Annotated in this window: 12 protein-coding genes; 5 read left to right on the forward strand and 7 right to left on the reverse strand. The window is 73.3% G+C overall.

The features are described from left to right. Positions 1-296 precede the first annotated feature (296 nt). Entirely contained in the window at positions 297-971 is a 675-nt protein-coding gene (locus QA802_RS36085) for a TetR/AcrR family transcriptional regulator (protein ID WP_334531831.1), read from the forward strand. Between the two features lie 192 nt (positions 972-1,163). Here the strand turns inward: QA802_RS36085 and QA802_RS36090 are convergent, their stop codons facing one another. Then, on the reverse strand, positions 1,164-2,366 hold the full coding sequence (locus tag QA802_RS36090; protein WP_334531834.1) for a DUF2510 domain-containing protein: 1,203 nt from the start codon (positions 2,364-2,366) through the stop codon (positions 1,164-1,166). A 298-nt stretch (positions 2,367-2,664) separates the two neighbouring features. Here QA802_RS36090 and QA802_RS36095 point away from each other — a divergent pair, with 298 nt between their 5' ends. After that, a complete protein-coding gene (locus tag QA802_RS36095) occupies positions 2,665-5,379 on the forward strand; it encodes an ATP-binding protein (protein WP_334531837.1) in 2,715 nt (904 codons plus the stop codon). A 173-nt stretch (positions 5,380-5,552) separates the two neighbouring features. Here QA802_RS36095 and pcaDC read toward each other — a convergent pair whose 3' ends face one another. From pcaDC to pcaH, 4 genes are read right to left on the reverse strand one after another with little or no spacing between them, the layout of a single operon-like run. Next, positions 5,553-6,680 (reverse strand): bifunctional 3-oxoadipate enol-lactonase/4-carboxymuconolactone decarboxylase PcaDC, encoded by a 1,128-nt coding sequence (gene pcaDC / locus QA802_RS36100; protein ID WP_334531840.1) that lies wholly within the window; start codon positions 6,678-6,680, stop codon positions 5,553-5,555. Then, the gene (pcaB, locus tag QA802_RS36105) at positions 6,677-8,080 is read right to left on the reverse strand and encodes a 3-carboxy-cis,cis-muconate cycloisomerase (RefSeq protein ID WP_334531843.1); all 1,404 of its coding nucleotides are present in this window, start codon (positions 8,078-8,080) and stop codon (positions 6,677-6,679) included. Before pcaB ends, pcaDC begins: the two co-directional genes overlap by 4 nt. Beyond that, positions 8,077-8,682, reverse strand: a complete 606-nt coding sequence (gene pcaG, locus QA802_RS36110) for a protocatechuate 3,4-dioxygenase subunit alpha (RefSeq protein WP_334531846.1) — start codon at positions 8,680-8,682, stop codon at positions 8,077-8,079. The genes pcaB and pcaG overlap by 4 nt, the downstream gene beginning before the upstream one ends. Positions 8,683-8,688: 6 nt before the next feature. Next, entirely contained in the window at positions 8,689-9,462 is a 774-nt protein-coding gene (gene pcaH, locus QA802_RS36115; protein ID WP_334531849.1) for a protocatechuate 3,4-dioxygenase subunit beta, read from the reverse strand. Between the two features lie 309 nt (positions 9,463-9,771). Here pcaH and QA802_RS36120 point away from each other — a divergent pair, with 309 nt between their 5' ends. Continuing rightward, positions 9,772-10,236: a MarR family winged helix-turn-helix transcriptional regulator gene (locus tag QA802_RS36120; RefSeq protein ID WP_334531852.1), complete on the forward strand. Its 465-nt coding sequence runs from the start codon at positions 9,772-9,774 to the stop codon at positions 10,234-10,236. Positions 10,237-10,316: 80 nt separating this feature from the next. Here the strand turns inward: QA802_RS36120 and QA802_RS36125 are convergent, their stop codons facing one another. Further along, positions 10,317-11,378, reverse strand: a complete 1,062-nt coding sequence (locus tag QA802_RS36125; protein WP_334535097.1) for a DUF3048 domain-containing protein — start codon at positions 11,376-11,378, stop codon at positions 10,317-10,319. Between the two features lie 439 nt (positions 11,379-11,817). Between QA802_RS36125 and QA802_RS36130 the strand changes: the two genes are divergently transcribed. After that, positions 11,818-13,008: a zinc-dependent alcohol dehydrogenase gene (locus tag QA802_RS36130; RefSeq protein ID WP_334531855.1), complete on the forward strand. Its 1,191-nt coding sequence runs from the start codon at positions 11,818-11,820 to the stop codon at positions 13,006-13,008. 48 nt (positions 13,009-13,056) lie between these two features. On the opposite strand, the gene QA802_RS36135 is transcribed toward QA802_RS36130, so the two are convergent. Continuing rightward, on the reverse strand, positions 13,057-14,133 hold the full coding sequence (locus QA802_RS36135) for an ATP-dependent DNA ligase (RefSeq protein ID WP_334531858.1): 1,077 nt from the start codon (positions 14,131-14,133) through the stop codon (positions 13,057-13,059). 193 nt (positions 14,134-14,326) lie between these two features. On the opposite strand from QA802_RS36135, the gene ligD reads away from it, so the two are divergent. Further along, entirely contained in the window at positions 14,327-15,379 is a 1,053-nt protein-coding gene (ligD, locus tag QA802_RS36140) for a non-homologous end-joining DNA ligase (protein WP_334531860.1), read from the forward strand. Positions 15,380-15,446 lie beyond the last annotated feature (67 nt).

Consider the following 15,446-nt stretch of genomic DNA (forward strand, 5'->3'; position numbering starts at 1 on the left):
GGTAGTACAGGTGGTGCACGAAGTGCAGATCTCGCAGGTAGTGCAGGTAGCGCAGGTGGCGCAGGTGGCGCAGGTGGCGCAGGTGGTGCCGTCGGGCGGTCGCTCGCGTATATGCACCATCGATACGATGTCGTTCCGATACGCCAGTGTACCGAAACGAATCCGTACCGGTACACTGGCGTATCGATTGATGTGCGCCACACTGGAGGCCGGGCCCGATCCGGGGCCCGCACCGCCGCGGGGCAGGCGTCCGAGCGGAAGAGAAGCGAGCGGAAGAGAAGCGAGGGGGAGAGCAGATGACGTCGCAGGCCGCGGACGGACCGGAGTCGGCCGCCGCCACGCGCCGTTCGAAGATCACGCCCGAGCGGGAGCAGGAGTTCTTCGACGCCGTCCTCGACCAGGTCCGTGAATGCGGTTACGAAGCCGTCACCATGGAGGGCGTCGCGGCGAGCGCCCGCTGCAGCAAGTCCACGCTCTACCGGCAGTGGAAGACCAAGCCGCAGTTCGTCGTCGCCGCACTGCGCTCCCGCCGCCAGGCCCGGCTGACCGGCATCGACACCGGCTCGCTCGCCGGGGACCTGCGCGAGGCCGCGCGGGCCGCCGGCCGCTGGTCCACCCACGACACCACGCTGATGCAGGCCCTCGGTCACGCGGTCACCGGCGACCAGGAACTCGCCCGTGCGCTGCGGGAGGCGATCGTGGCCCCGGAGATCGACGCGCTCCGGCAGATCCTGCGGCGCGGGGTGGAACGCGGCGAGATCGCCGACGGCCATCCGGCGCTGGAGTACGTCCCCGCGCAGGTGTTCGGGGTGATCCGCGCCCGTCCGGTCGTCGACGGGGAGTACGCGGACGAGGAGTACCTGCTGCGTTTCGTGGAGGCCGCCGTGCTGCCGGCCCTCGGCCTCGTCCCCCGCCCCGGCGGCGACCTGTCTGCCGGGGGAGCGGCCGGGGCCGCTCCGAGGCCGGCCTGAGACCGAACGGACCCAGGCCGCCGTCCACGGGATGACCGGACGGCGACCTGTATCGCGCCGCACCGTGGGGACGGGGGCGGCGCGCACCCGGCCGGGCGGGGACGTCCCTGAACGCAGGGGCGTCCCCGCCCGGCCGGCCGTGTCCCGCCCGGCGTGTCCCGCCCGGCGTGTCCCGCGGGGCGGGTCCGGCGCTCAGACGTCCTGTCCGCTGCCGCCGCCCGTCGACACCTTGACGCTCTTGGTGATCGTGTCGATGACCGACACGTCCTGATCGGTGTCGAGACCGAAGCGGAGCACCACGAACCGCTTGGCGTCCGCCGGCGCCGGGAACGCCAGCGACTCGACATAGCCGTCCGCGCCCTTGCTCGTCACCGCCTTCCAGCGCACCAGATAACCCTTCTGCCCGGCCACCGTCACCGTCTTCGAGGCAAGCACCTGGTGCGACGTGATCGCGCCGTACGTCGTACCGCCGTACGACTGCTCGGCGTTGGCCGCGATGTCCGCCTTCGCGACCTCCTCGGCCGTGTCGCCCTTGCTCCCCAGCACCTCGGCGGGCGACGAGTACACACCTCCCTTGGTGCAGGTCTTGGTGGTGTCGCCCGGGCACTTGTAGGAGGCGTCGGAGATGACCTGGACGCCCACCCTGAGCTCCTGGCCCGCCCAGCCCTTCGGGATCGGGATGCTGATCCCGTTGAGCGCGTCGGTCACCGAACCGCTCTTGATCGTCGGCGGCTCGGAGCCCCCGGGCGAGGGCGACGACCCGCCCGACCCGCCCGACCCGCTCGACCCGCCTGATCCGCCGCCGTCCTGTCCGCCCGGGCCGCCCTGCCCGCCCGGTCCCTGGGCCGTGCCACCGCCGCCGCCCGAGCCGTCGTCCTTGGCGAGGGCCCACACGCCGACCCCGATGCTGGCGAGGACGGCGACGGCGGCCGCCACGGCTATGCCCGTGCGCAGCCCGCGCCGCCGGCCGGGCGCGGGCGCGGCGGGATACCCCGGGTGGCCCGCATGGCCGGATTCTCCTGGATACCCGGGATACCCGGGGCCGCCCGGGTACGCGGGCCCTCCGGGGTACGCCGGGCCGCCCGGGTACGCGGGCCCCCCGGGATACGCCGGACCCCCCGGGTACGCCGGGCCCACGGGGTGCCCCCGCTGTCCCGCGCCCGCGGGGGGCACCGGTTGACCCGCGCCGCCGGGGCGGTCCGCGGGCGCGCCGTCGGGATGTGCCGCGGGCGTGCCGTCGGCCGCGGTCTGCGCCGGCGGACCCCAAGCGGCGGCCGAGCCCGCGGCGCGGGTCTGGTCCGTCCATGCCTTGCCGTCCCACCAGCGCTCGGTGGCGGGACCGTCATTCGTCTGCCCCGGGTCGGGATACCACCCGGGAGGAGTCACCTGCGTCATACCCCCACCGTAAGAGGCGTCGGTGAGATCCGGATGAGAGGGAGCGCACTCCGTCGGAACCGGACCCCGGCGCCCGGCCGGCCGAGCGCCCTCGGCGTGGCGCGAATTCGACGTCAATTCGGTGCGTGTCACTCCCTGTTGACGTCACGGGAGCACCTCCGCAGGCCCGCCGGGCCCTTCAGCGCCGCGACCCGTCACCCGTCGAGGCGGGACCTGCGCGGACCACCCTCCGCGCGCGCCCTCGGAGAGTTACGCTCGACGTCGGTACGTCGTTCGGGCGACTTGGGGAGGTAGCGGGATGACGGAGGTCAGGCCGGCGGCGGCCGCCTCGGCTTCCCTGTGGGAGCGCGACGCGGAGGTCGCCGCCATCGCACAGGCGGTGGAGACGCTCTGCGCCGACCGGTCCTCCACGGGTCACCTGCTGGTGCTCAGCGGCGAGGCCGGATTCGGCAAGACCGCCCTGCTGGCCGAGACACGTCGCATCGCCGAGGCCCGCGGCTGCGCGGTCTGGTCGGCCCGCGGCGGCGAGACACTGAGGTCCGTCCCCTTCAACATGGTGCGGCAACTGCTGCAGCCCGCGCTGATGTCCCTTCACCCGGAGGAGGCCCGCGAGTACCTCGGCGACTGGTTCGACATCGCCGGTCCCGCCCTCGGCATCGTCGAACCCGGCGAGGGCCACGCCGACCCGCAGGGCGTGTGCGACGGTCTCGTGGCCGCCGTCACCCGGCTCGCCCGGGGGGACTACCCGCTCGTCCTGCTCGTCGACGACGCGCACTGGGCCGACCAGGAGTCACTGCGCTGGCTGGCCGCCTTCGTGGAACGCCTCGACGAACTGCCGGTCCTCGTCGTCGTGGCCCGCAGGCCCGGCGAGGTGAGGGGCGACGCCGCCCGGCACCTCGACGCCGTCGGCGAGGCCGCGGGCCGCGCCGTCGCCAGCCTCAGCGCCCTGACCCCGGCCGCGGTCGCCGGCCTGACCCGGGCCACCCTCGGCGAACACGCCGAGGGCTCCTTCTGCCGCGAAGTGTGGGCGGTCACCGACGGCAACCCGTACGAGACCGTCGAACTCCTCGCCAAGGTGCGCGACCGCGAGTTGACGCCGAGCGAGTCCTCGGCCACCGAGCTGCGCGCCCTGAACCGGGCGGCCCGCGGCGGCGGACTCGTCGACCGACTGGAGAAACTCGGCGTCGACGCCACCAAGTTCGCGATGGCGGCCGCGATCCTCGGCGCCGACATCTCCGTCGCCCAGGCGGCCCGGCTCGCCGGCCTCGGCCGTGACGACGCGGCGCGCTGCGCCGAGCTGCTGCGCAACGCCCGTATCCTCACCGAGCCCGACCCCGCCGCCGCCCCGGCCGAGGACGGCGACCTGGAGTTCGTCCACCCGCTGATCGCCTCCGCCGTCTACGAGTCCATCCCCGGCGGCCTGCGCACCGCGATGCACGGCATCGCCGCCCAGGTCGTCGCCGACGCCGGGAAGGGCCTCGCGGCCGCCTCCCGCCATCTGCTCAAGGTGCACGCGGAGGGCGACGAGGAACTCGTCGAGCAACTGCGCGAGGCCGCCCGGGAACACCTCGCCGTCGGCGCCCCCGACGCGGCCCGCCGCTGCCTGGAACGGGCCCTGCGGGAACCGCCCGTGCCCGACGTCCACGCGCGCGTGCTGTACGAACTGGGCTGCGCCACCCTCCTCACCGCACCGGCCAGGACCATCGAGCACCTGCGCAAAGCCCTGTGTCTGCCCGGCCTCGACGGCGACGAGCGGGTCGACGCCGTCTACCGCCTCTCCCAGGCGCTGCTGCACAACGACCAGCTGGAGGAGGCCGTCCGCACGGTCGAGGCGGAGGCCGCCCGGCACGCACCCGGCCCCGCGCGGCTGCGGCTGCAGGCCGTCCAGTTCATGTGGGAGGGCGTGCACGCCGGTGACCCGACCTCCGCCCGCCGCTCCGAGAAGCTCGCCTCCCTCGCGGCGACCTGCACCGGCCGTGACAACTCCGAACGCGCCCTGCTCATCCTGCGCGGGTTCGACCTGATGACCCACGGCGAGAACGCCGAGGAGGTCGTCGAGTTCTGCGACCGCGCCCTCGTCAACGGCCGCCTCGCCCCCGGGCTCGGCTGGACCGACCAGGAGTGGGGCATCGAGCTGCTGATGATGCTGGCCAGCTCATACGCCTACACCGACCGGCTCGACCGCGCCGACGCTCTCTTCAACGAGGCTTTGCGCGCCTATGTGTCGGCCGGCTGGAGCGGCGGCCACCTCGCCCTGGCCCACGCCTACCTCGGCCTCGGGCTGCGCCGCAGGGGGCGTCTGAAGGAGGCGGAGGAATCCCTCAGGGAGTCCCTGCGCCTGGCCGAACGCGTCGGCCGCGGGCTGCCCCTGTACTGGTCGGCGATCTGCAACCTGGTCGACACCCTGCTGGCGCGCGGCCACGCCGACCGGGCCTGGGAAGTGGCCGAACAGTACGGCTTCGCCCCGCCCTACCCGTCGACGATCGTGCTGCCCGACCCCCGGTCGGTGCGCGGCCGGCTGCTGCTGGCCGTGGGCCGGGTCCAGGAGGGCGTCAACGAGCTGGAGGAGGCCGAAAAGGCGGCGGCGGCCCGCGGCCACCTCAACCCGGTGATGGGACCCTGGGCCGTCGACCTGGCCCGGGCCCTCGCCGTCGAGGATCCGGCACGGGCGAGCCGGCTCGCCGCCGAGGCCCGCCGTCAGGCCGAGCGCTTCGGCACCGACACCGCCATCGGCGAGGCCCTGCGCTGCGCCGCAGCCCTGGAGACGGGGCAGCGTGCCGTACGGCTCGCCCAGCAGGCCGTCACCTACCTGGAACTGTCGCCCTGCCAGTACGAACACGCGGCCGCGCGGGTCGAGTACGGCATTCTCTCCCGCTCGGTCGCCGAACTCGGCCGGGGCCTGACGCTGGCCCGCTCCTGCGGCGCGGACGGCCTGGTGGAGCAGGCGAAGCAAGCCCTGCGGGGCCTCGGCGCCGCACAGGTCGGCCTGGTCCCGGGCCAGACCAGGAGGTAGGGGCGGCGGGACCGGAGGCGGCGGCCGGTGCGGTGCGGTGCGGTGCGTGAGTTCGGACCGTTGCGGTGTGGTGCGGTGGGGTCCGGTGGGTTCGGACCGTCTCAGTGCAGTGAGTGCAGTGAGTGCAGTGAGTTCGGTTCGGTGCGGTTCGGGGGCATGCCCGCCGCACCGTCTCAACCGGTCGCGTCGTCCTCCTCCGCCAGTACCCGCTGCGCTGTGGCGAAGGCCGAGTTCGCGGCCGGTACGCCGCAGTAGACGGCCGTCTGGAGCAGCACGGCGCCGATCTCCTCGGGGCTGAGCCCGTTGCGGCGGGCCGCCCTGACGTGCATCGCCAGTTCGTCGTAGTGGCCGTGCGCCACCAGCGCGGTCAGGGTGATCAGGCTGCGCTCGCGGCGGCTGAGCGTCGGGTCGGTCCAGATCTCCCCCCACGCGTAGCGGGAGATGAAGTCCTGGTAACGGGCGGTAAGCGCGTTCTGCCGTGACTGGGCCCGGTCCACGTGGGCGTCCCCGAGCACCTCGCGCCGCACCTCCATGCCCCGCTTCGCCGGGCCGTCGAGGTGCGCCCGCAACACGGTCAGCACGGCCTCGGGGCACTGCGCGGGAGCGAGATGCGAAGCCCCCGCCAGTTCGACCAGCGTGGCGTCCGGCACCGCGTCGGCGATCTCCCGCAGATGCGCCGGCGGCGTCGCCGGGTCCCGGCGTCCGGCGATCAGCAGGGTCCGGACGGCGATCTCCGGCAGCCGTCCGCGCAGATCGAACGCGGCCAGCGCGTCACAGCACGCGGCGTACGCCGCCGGGTCCGCGGCGCGGTGGTCCGCGATCAGCTCCGGCACGGTGAACCCGGGCGTGAACCACCGGGCGTCCGCCGTCTCGACGAGCCCCGCCAGCCCCTCCGCGCGCACCAGCGCGGCCCGCTCCTCCCACGGTTTCGACCCGTTGAAGTGGGCGGACGAACAGATCATCGCCAGCGACGACACCCGCTGGGGGTGGTGCAGCGCCAGATGCAGGCCCACCGCCCCGCCCAAGGACACGCCCGCGTACGCGAACCGCTCCAGGCCGAGGGAGTCGGCGAGCGTCAGCACCAGGTCGGCGAGGTCTCCCACGGTGGCTCCGGGACCGATCAGGCCGGCGTCCGACCCTCCGTGCCCGGGCAGGTCCCAGCGGACCACCCGGTGGGTGGCGGACAGCTCGGGCGCGATCCTGCCCCACACGGCGTTCGAGGTGCCCAGGGAGGGGCCGAGCAGCAGCGGGGGACCGGAGGCCGGACCCTCGGCAAGGTGGTGGAGAAGCCTGTCGGTCAACGTCGCTCCAGCGCACGGTCGGTGAGGGCTCCGGCGGAGCCGGTGTAGCGGGCGGGGTCGGTGAGCTCGGTGAGGTCGGTCCCGGTCAAGTCCGGTTCGCCGGACAGGAGTCGGTCCAATGGCACGCCCTCGGCGTAGGCGCGCCGGGCGAGTTGCGTCAGCAGCTCCTTGGCGCGGGCACGGCCGAGCAGCGCCGACAGCTCGGCGGACAGCCGCTCGGAGACGATCAGCCCATGGGAGAGCCCGAGGTTCGAGCGCATCGCGTCCGCGTCCACCCGTAGCCCTTCGGTGAGTTCCGCCGCGTCCCGGGCGGCTCCGCCGACCAGCCGCAACAGGTCCCTGAGCGGCTCCCACTCGGCGTGCCAGGCCCCGGCGGGCCGCTCGTCCTGCGCGGCCAGCGACCCGTACAGCACGGCCGCGAGCTGCGGGGCGCGCCGGGCGGCCGCCGCGATCAGCGTCGAGCGCACCGGGTTCGCCTTGTGCGGCATGGCGGAGGATCCGCCCCCGCTGCCCTCCGCCAGCTCGCCGATCTCGGTACGGGCGAGCGTGAGGACGTCCTCCGCGATCTTGCCGAGGGCGCCCGCGGTGAACGCCAGGCAGCCGGCGAGGTCGGCGACGGGCGTGCGCAGGGTGTGCCACGGCAACAGGGGTGCCGCCAGGCCGAGTTCACGGGCGAAGACGGCGGGCAGCGCGGTCGCGTCCTCGGCGCCGTACGCCGTGAAGGCGGCCAGGGTCCCGGCGGCGCCGCCGAGTTGGGCGGGCAGTGAGTCCCGTACGGCCGTCACCCGGTCCCGGCCGTCCAGCACCAGCGAACGCCAGCCGGCCGCCTTCAGCCCGAACGTGGTCGGTACGGCGTGCTGGGTCAGTGTGCGCCCCGGCATCGCCGTGTCCCGGTGCGCCGCGGCGAGCGCGGCCAGTGCGCTCTGGGTGCGGTCGAGGTCTGCCAGGACGAGGTTGAGCGTGCGCACGGCGACCAGCATCGCCGCCGTGTCCATGATGTCCTGGCTGGTCGCACCCCGGTGGACGTACGGGCCGTACCGCTCGCCGACCGCCGCCGTCAGATCGGCGACCAGCGGGATCACCGGGTTTCCGCCGCCGCGGGCGCGCGCGGCGAGGGAGCGCGCGTCGAAGACGCGGGTCTGGACACCGTTCTGTACGCCGTGCTGTACGTCGCCCTGGACGCCGTCCTGGACGCCGTCCTGCGCGGCCGAGGTGACCGCCGCCCCGGCCCCCTCCGGGGCCAGGCCCAGCGACTCCTGGGAGCGGGTGAGCGCGGCCTCCGCGTCGAGCAGCGCCCGCAGCCAGGCCTGGTCGGAGGTGGCGGAGGCGGCGGGGGAGCCGGTCCACCCGGGGGCGAGCAGACCGGTCCCGTACGGGTCGTCGGATGGCGAGGATGTCAATGGAACTCCAGGAAGACCGTCTCGCCTTCGCCCTGAAGGCGGATGTCGAAACGGTAGGCGCCGAGCGGGCCGTCCGTGGCGATGAGTGTGCCGCGCCGCGCCGGGTCGACCCGGCGCAGCAGCGGGTCGGCGGCCAGCGCGGCCTCGTCGCCCGGCAGGTAGATCCGGGTGTAGAGGTGGAGGAGCAGACCGCGCGCGAACACGCAGACGCTGAGGTACGGGGCGCTCCGCCCGCGCGCGCCGGGCCGCAGCGTACGCGCCGACCAGTGGCCGTTCGCGTCCGTCTGGATCCGTCCCCAACCGGTGAACTCCACGCCGTTGCGGCCGAGGAATCCACCGCTCGACGGGTCGCGCCGCATCGAGCCGTCGACCTGCGGGACGTTGCCCTCGGGGTCCGCACCCCACAGCTCCAGAAACGCATCCGGCAACGGGTTGCCCTCACCGTCGTACACATAGCCCTGGAGCGCGATGGTGTCCGGGTGGCCTGCCGGGGCGATGTCGCCGCCGCCGGGGAACGGCAGTGCATGGCCGTAGAAGGGGCCGACGGTGTGCGACGGCGTGGGCAGCACGCTCTCCGGACGGCTTGTGTCGATCTTCGTCATGGCAGCTCAGCGTCCTTCTTCGATCCAGGTGGCGTGCGGCCCGTCGAGCACGATGTCCCAGTGGTAGCCCATGGAGAACTCGGGTACCGAGAGGCTGTGGTCGTAGGTCGCGACCAGTCGCTGCCGGGCCGCGTCGTCCGTGACCGACTGGATGATCGGGTCGTACGGGAACAGCGGGTCGCTCGGGAAGTACATCTGCGTCACGAGCCGCTGGGTGAACGCCGTGCCGAACAGCGAGAAGTGGATGTGGGCGGGCCGCCACGCGTTGATGTGCTGACGCCACGGGTAGGGGCCCGGCTGGATCGTGGTGAAGCGGTAGAAACCGTTGCCGTCCGTCAGTGTGCGGCCGACGCCCGTGAAGTTCGGGTCCAGCGGCGCGTCGTGCTGCTCACGCTGATGGGCGTACCGCCCCGCCGAGTTGGCCTGCCAGATCTCCACCAGCTGACCGCGGACCGGATGCCCGTCACGGTCCAGCAACCGGCCGGAAACCGTGATCCGTTCGCCGACCGGCTCGCCGGTGTGCTGCCGGGTGAGGTCGTTGTCGATCTCCGTGATGTCCCGCTCGCCGAACGCGGGGGAGAACAGCTCCACCAGCTCGGGGTCCTGCGTCACGTCGATGGTGACCGGCGGCTGCCGCGGATGGCGCAGGACGGACGAACGGTACGGCGCATAGTCGCGCCGCGGCTGGTGCTCCACGGGCGCGCCGGAGGCGAGCCGCTTCTCGTAGGCGGCGTGCTCGGCCGCGATCTCCAGGTCGATGTCGGCTTGCGTGAGAGTCATGACGTTTCCCGTGTTTCCTGACGTTCGAGGACGGGGGCGAAGCCCTGGCCCACTGCCGATGCGGAGGGTGGCGACCTCCACGCCGCAGCCTCGGCGGGCGAGATCCGGTCAATTAATCAGGGCACTGATTATTGTTTCGAGGTTTCCACACGCTGCCACCGGGTGGCGTTCCCCGTCAAGACCCCAGGCAGATAGGGTGAGCGAGGTCGATGGCGCACGGGATCCGGTCGGCGGACGAGGGTATCGTTCAGTGCACCGATGAATTTCTCGGGATGAAGGCAGACGCCGAACCCACGCAGAGGAGCGCACATGGCCGCGGTGGACCTCACCAGCCACCCCGGGCATCTCGCCCGACGGCTGCAACAGGCGCACTACCTGTTGTGGAACACGATGGTCTCCGAGGAGATCACCTCCCCGCAGTTCGCGGTGCTCAACGCGCTCGTCGCCGAGCCGGGCCTCGACCAGCGCACGGTGGGGGAGCGGGTCGGGCTCGACCGCTCCACCGTCGCCGAGGTGATCAGCAGGCTGATGCGCCGGGACCTCCTCGACAAGGTCCGCGACCCGCAGGACGGCCGCCGCTTCCTGCTGGGCCTCACCGAGGAAGGGGCACGCACCCACCGCAAGCTCACCGTGCGCACGGCCCGGATGAACCAGGTCTTCCTCTCGCCGCTCTCGGCCGCGGAACAGACGGTGTTCCTCGAACTCCTCCAGCGCGTGTCGGACGCCGCCGAGGGGCTGCGCAACCCGGGGGAGCCCCAGCCCGCCCCGTCCTGATCGGCCGGGATTTCCGTTTAGGCCGGGTTCTCCGTCCTGGCCGGCGGGTCGTTCCACCCTGCACCGGCCCCGCCGGCCGGTCACGGCGCTTGCGAGGCCGAGGCCGAGGACGACGAGGAGGATGTGGTCGAGGACGACGAGGTCGAGAGCGAGGACGCGTTCGCGAAGACCACCCATACCTGGCCGCGGGCGAAGCCGACCGGAGTGCCGTCCGCGGTGGTGAAGTCGGTGCCCTCCGTCGCCGTGTCACGCTTCCAGTTCACGTCGTAGGCACGTCCGTCCCGCAGCACCTGCGCTTTCCCCGACCCCACCGTCTCGGTGTACGGCGTGTTGTTGCCCAGGAAGTCATGGAAACGCGACGCGCGCACCTGCACGTACTGCACGACCACCGTGGCCGGCGCGAGGGGCTCCTGCCCGTCGCTCGTCCCGGTCGCCGCGCCGTCGGTCGAGACCAGCCAGCCCGCCCTGCTCGCGGACCAGGTGAACGTGAAGCGGGCCGCCGGGTAGCGCACGGTGCGAGAGGCCGTCGCCGTGCCGCCGTCCGAAGGGGCCGGCCCGTACCGGAACCCCGTGGTCAGCGCGGCGGCGCCCGGAGCGGAGGGCAGCAGGCCGCTCGGGCGCAGAAACAGGTTGTGCGGCGCCGCCCGGTCCGCGCCGCGGAAGTAGGCGCCGGACGCGTCGGAGGGCGTGACGGCGTCCAGCGGCGCCCTGTCGATCAGCGGCAGCAGCCTGCCCTGCGCCCCGGAGAACGCCAGCACCGGCTGGTGGAACTGGCGCAACAGCTCCAGATCGGACTCGCGGGCGCTGCGCACCGGACCGACCGCTTTCGGCAGACGCGTCGCGTATACGGCCATCAGCCGGCTCAGCCCGCCCTCGACCTGCTCCACGTACACGACGTCCGCGGCGTCGAGTCCGGTCTGCGGTCGTGCGGCCGGCGCGTTGTCGATCTTCACGGCGAGCACCGGGGCACCGACCGCGCTCGGACGGTCACCGCCGGGGCTCGCCTTCTGCGACGCGCTGCGGCCGTCGTCCCCCGAGGGTTCCCGGGACGTCGTGCAGCCCGCCGTGAGCGAGACCGCCAACACGGCGGCCAGCGCCGAGGCCAGCAGCGCCGCGGCGGCCGGGGAGCGTCCTGCCTTCACGGCGGTCGCTCCGGGCACGGCGGCCGCCCCGGGCACGGCGTCCGCCCCGGGCTCCGCCTTCACCGCGTCCGCCCCGGGCTCCGCCTTCACCGCGTCCGCCCCGGGCTCCGCCTTCACCGCGTCCGCCCCGGGCTCCGCCTTCACCGCGTCCGCCCCGCGCACCGCGTTCACCGTGCGCGCCGGACGTCTGCAGCGTTTCGGACGTCTGCAGCGTTTCTGATGTCTGGAGCGTGCCGGACGACTCGGATCTCTCGCACTCATCGTGTGCACCCCGTTCGGTGTCTCGATTGTGCGCTCGCCGGGCGACGGCGGCCATCCGTGACCGCGAGCGGGCCTCGCCGCGGTTCGGGGGCCGCGGCACGGGTACCCGGGCGGCAGCCAGGACCCGGGACCCCCGGACCCGCCGGGACGGACCGGCCGGCGGAGGGAGTGCGGCACGATGAAGGCTGTGACCTGGCAGGGCAAGCGGGACGTGCGGGTGGACACCGTCCCCGACCCGACCATCCAGGAACCGACGGACGCCGTCATCCGCATCACGTCCAGCGGGCTGTGCGGCTCCGACCTGCACCTGTACGAGGTGCTCACCCCGTTCATGACCCCGGGCGACATCCTGGGCCACGAGCCCATGGGGATCGTCGAGGAGGTCGGCGCGGCCGTGCCCGACCTGAAGGTCGGCGACCGGGTCGTGGTGCCCTTCCAGATCGCCTGCGGCAACTGCTGGATGTGTCTGAACTCCCTGCCCACCCAGTGCGAGACCACCCAGGTCACCGGCGAGGGCATGGGCGCCGCCCTGTTCGGCTACACCCGCCTGTACGGCGCGGTGCCGGGCGCCCAGGCCGAGTACCTGCGTGTGCCCCAGGCCCAGTTCGGCCCCATCAAGGTGCCCGAGGGCCCGCCCGACGACCGCTTCGTCTACCTCTCCGACGTCCTGCCCACCGCCTGGCAGGCGGTCGAGTACGCGGACGTGCCGGAGGGCGGCAGCGTCGCCGTGCTCGGGCTCGGGCCCATCGGCGACATGGCCTGCCGGGTGGCCCAGGTGCGTGGCGCGGGCCGGGTCTTCGGCGTCGACCTGGTCGGCGACCGGCTGCGCCGGGCCCGCGCGCGGGGCGTGGAGACGTTCGACCTGCGCAGCTTCGACAGCGAGAAGGAACTCGTCGCCGCCATCCGTGACGAGACCGACGGCCGAGGCCCGGACGCGGTGATCGACGCCGTCGGCACCGAGGCGCACGGCAGCGCGGCCGCCCGGATGGTCCAGAACGCCTCCGCCCTCCTGCCGCGGAAACTGAGCGGCCCGCTTGCGGAACGTTTCAGCGTCGACCGGCTCGCCGCACTGCACACTGCCATCGAACTGGTGCGCCGCGGCGGCACGCTGTCCCTGGTCGGCGTCTACGGCGGCATGGCGGATCCGCTGCCCATGCTCACCATGTTCGACAAGCAGTTGCAGATCCGCATGGGCCAGGCGAACGTGCGCCGCTGGACCGACCGAATCCTGCCCCATCTCACCGACGACGACCCGCTCGGCGTCGACGACTTCGCCACCCACCGGTTGCCGCTGGCGGACGCCCCGCATGCGTACGAGATGTTCCAGCGCAAGCAGGACGGCGCGGTGAAGGTCCTGATGACGCCGTAGACGGTAGGCCGGCGGCCGGGCGCGCGGGCGGCGCGGCCGGCTGGTGGGTCAGGTGCGCGGCGGCGTCCCGAGAATTTTCGCAAGGTCGTAGCGCACCGGTTCCTCCAGTTGCGCGTACGTGCAGCTCTCCGGGGTGCGGTCCGCGCGCCAGCGGCGGAAGCGCGCCGTGTGCCGGAACCGGGCCCCGTTCTCCATGTGGTCGTACGCCACCTCGACCACTCGCTCGGGTCGCAGCGGCACCCAGGACAGGTCCTTCTTGCCCGACCAGCGGCTCGGCGCCCCGGGCAGCCGGGCGCTCTCGTGGGCCGTCTCGTCCGACCAGGCCGCCCACGGATGCCCCGCCGCCTCCGGCATCCGCAGCGGCTCCAGCTCCTCGACCAGTTCCGCCCGGCGCTTCATGGTGAAGGCCGCACAGACCCCCACGTGCTGGAGGACGCCCGCGTCGTCGTACAGGCCCAGCAGCAGCGAGCCCACCACGGGCCCGCTCTTGTGGAAGCGGTATCCGGCGACCACGACGTCCGCGGTGCGCTCGTGCTTGACCTTGAACATCACGCGCTCGTTCTGCACATAGCGCAGTTGCGGCGGCTTGGCGATCACCCCGTCGAGTCCCGCGCCCTCGTACTCCTCGAACCACCGCCGGGCCACCTCGACGTCGGTCGTCGCCGGCGCCACGTGCACCGGCGCCGTCACTTCGGCCAGCGCCCCGGTCAGCAGTTCCCGCCGGTCGACCTGCGGCACGTCGAGGACCGCCTCGTCGGCCAGCGCCAGCAGGTCGAAGGCGACGAAGGACGCCGGCGTCCGCTCGGCGAGCGTGCGCACCCGGGAGTCCGCCGGGTGGATGCGCTCCGTCAGCGCGTCGAAGTCGAGGTGTCCCTCCCGGACGATCACGATCTCGCCGTCCAGCACGCACCGCTCGGGAACGCGTTCCCGCAACGCTTCCACCAGCTCGGGGAAATACCTGGTCAGGGGTTTCCCGGTGCGGCTGCCCAGTTCGATCTCGTCCCCGTCCCGGAAGACGATCGCGCGGAAACCGTCCCACTTCGCCTCGTACTGCATGCCCGGCGGGATCGCCGCCACCGACTTGGCGAGCATCGGCTTCACGGGAGGCATCACGGGCAGATCCATGGTGCGATTCTGCGCGCCGATCGACCCGGCCGCCCGGCGGACGGGCCCGCCGCCGGCACACTCGGGCCACCCGGGGTGCGCGTATGCGAGTCACCCGGGGTGCGCACACGCGAGCCGGCGGGGGTGCGCGTACGCGAGTCACCCGGGGTGTGCGCGCATGCGAGGCGCCAGGGGTGTGTCTACCGTGGCTCGCATGGGCGATGCGGTGGAACTGGAAGCAGCCGGCCGGACGGTACGCCTGTCCAGCCCGGACAAGGTGTTCTTCCCGGAACGCGGCTTCACCAAGCTCGACCTCGCCCGCTACTACCAGGCGGTCGCCCCGGGCATCCTGCGTGCCCTGCGTGACCGCCCCACCACCCTGGAGCGCTACCCCGACGGAGTGACCGGGGAGTCCTTCTTCCAGAAGCGGGCGCCCAAGAACATGCCCGACTGGATCCCGACCGCGCACATCACCTTCCCCAGCGGACGCAGCGCCGACGAGATGTGCCCGACGGAGGAGGCGGCCGTCCTGTGGGCCGCCCAGTACGGCACCCTCACCTTCCACCCGTGGCCGGTGCGCCGCACCGACGTGGACAGCCCCGACGAACTGCGCATCGACCTCGACCCGCAGCCCGGCACCGACTACGACGACGCCGTCCGCGCCGCCCACGAACTGCGGGCCGTGCTGGACGAGTTCGGGGGTCTGCGCGGCTGGCCCAAGACCTCCGGCGGGCGCGGTCTGCACGTCTTCGTGCCGATCGAGCCGCGCTGGACCTTCACCCAGGTCCGGCGCGCCGCCATCGCCGTGGGCCGGGAGATGGAGCGGCGGATGCCGGACCAGGTGACGATCCGCTGGTGGAAGGAGGAACGCGGCGAACGCATCTTCGTCGACTACAACCAGACCGCCCGCGACCGCACCATCGCCTCCGCCTACTCCGTGCGCCCGCGCCCGCACGCTCCCGTCTCGGCGCCGCTGCGCTGGGAGGAGGTGGGCGAGGCGCACCCCCGCGACTTCGACATCGCGAGCATGCCCGCCCGCTACGCCGAACTCGGCGACGTCCACGCCGACATGGACGACCACGCCTTCTCCCTCGACGCCCTCCTCGACCTGGCCCGGCGCGACGAGCACGACCACGGTCTCGGCGACCTGCCGTATCCGCCGGAGTACCCGAAGATGCCGGGCGAACCGAAGCGGGTGCAGCCCAGCAGGGCGAAGAAGGGAGTGCCCGAAGCGGGAGGGCCCCCGTCGGACACGACCGCCCCCTGACCGGGACGCCTCCGTGCAGAGGCCACCTCCGGCGTGCTGCGGTACCGCCGGGCGACGCGGCGCGGTA

This window comes from Streptomyces sp. B21-105, assembly GCF_036898465.1.
Classification (GTDB): domain Bacteria; phylum Actinomycetota; class Actinomycetes; order Streptomycetales; family Streptomycetaceae; genus Streptomyces.

Excerpts from the sequence above, each read along its gene's own strand:
- QA802_RS36095 (WP_334531837.1), top strand. The coding sequence starts at position 2,665 with ATGACGGAGGTCAGGCCGGCGGCGGCCGCCTCGGCTTCCCTGTGGGAG.
- pcaG (WP_334531846.1), bottom strand. The coding sequence starts at position 8,682 with ATGACGAAGATCGACACAAGCCGTCCGGAGAGCGTGCTGCCCACGCCG.
- QA802_RS36130 (WP_334531855.1), top strand. The coding sequence starts at position 11,818 with ATGAAGGCTGTGACCTGGCAGGGCAAGCGGGACGTGCGGGTGGACACC.
- QA802_RS36135 (WP_334531858.1), bottom strand. The coding sequence starts at position 14,133 with ATGGATCTGCCCGTGATGCCTCCCGTGAAGCCGATGCTCGCCAAGTCG.
- QA802_RS36120 (WP_334531852.1), top strand. The coding sequence starts at position 9,772 with ATGGCCGCGGTGGACCTCACCAGCCACCCCGGGCATCTCGCCCGACGG.
- QA802_RS36090 (WP_334531834.1), bottom strand. The coding sequence starts at position 2,366 with ATGACGCAGGTGACTCCTCCCGGGTGGTATCCCGACCCGGGGCAGACG.
- QA802_RS36085 (WP_334531831.1), top strand. The coding sequence starts at position 297 with ATGACGTCGCAGGCCGCGGACGGACCGGAGTCGGCCGCCGCCACGCGC.
- ligD (WP_334531860.1), top strand. The coding sequence starts at position 14,327 with ATGGGCGATGCGGTGGAACTGGAAGCAGCCGGCCGGACGGTACGCCTG.
- pcaH (WP_334531849.1), bottom strand. The coding sequence starts at position 9,462 with ATGACTCTCACGCAAGCCGACATCGACCTGGAGATCGCGGCCGAGCAC.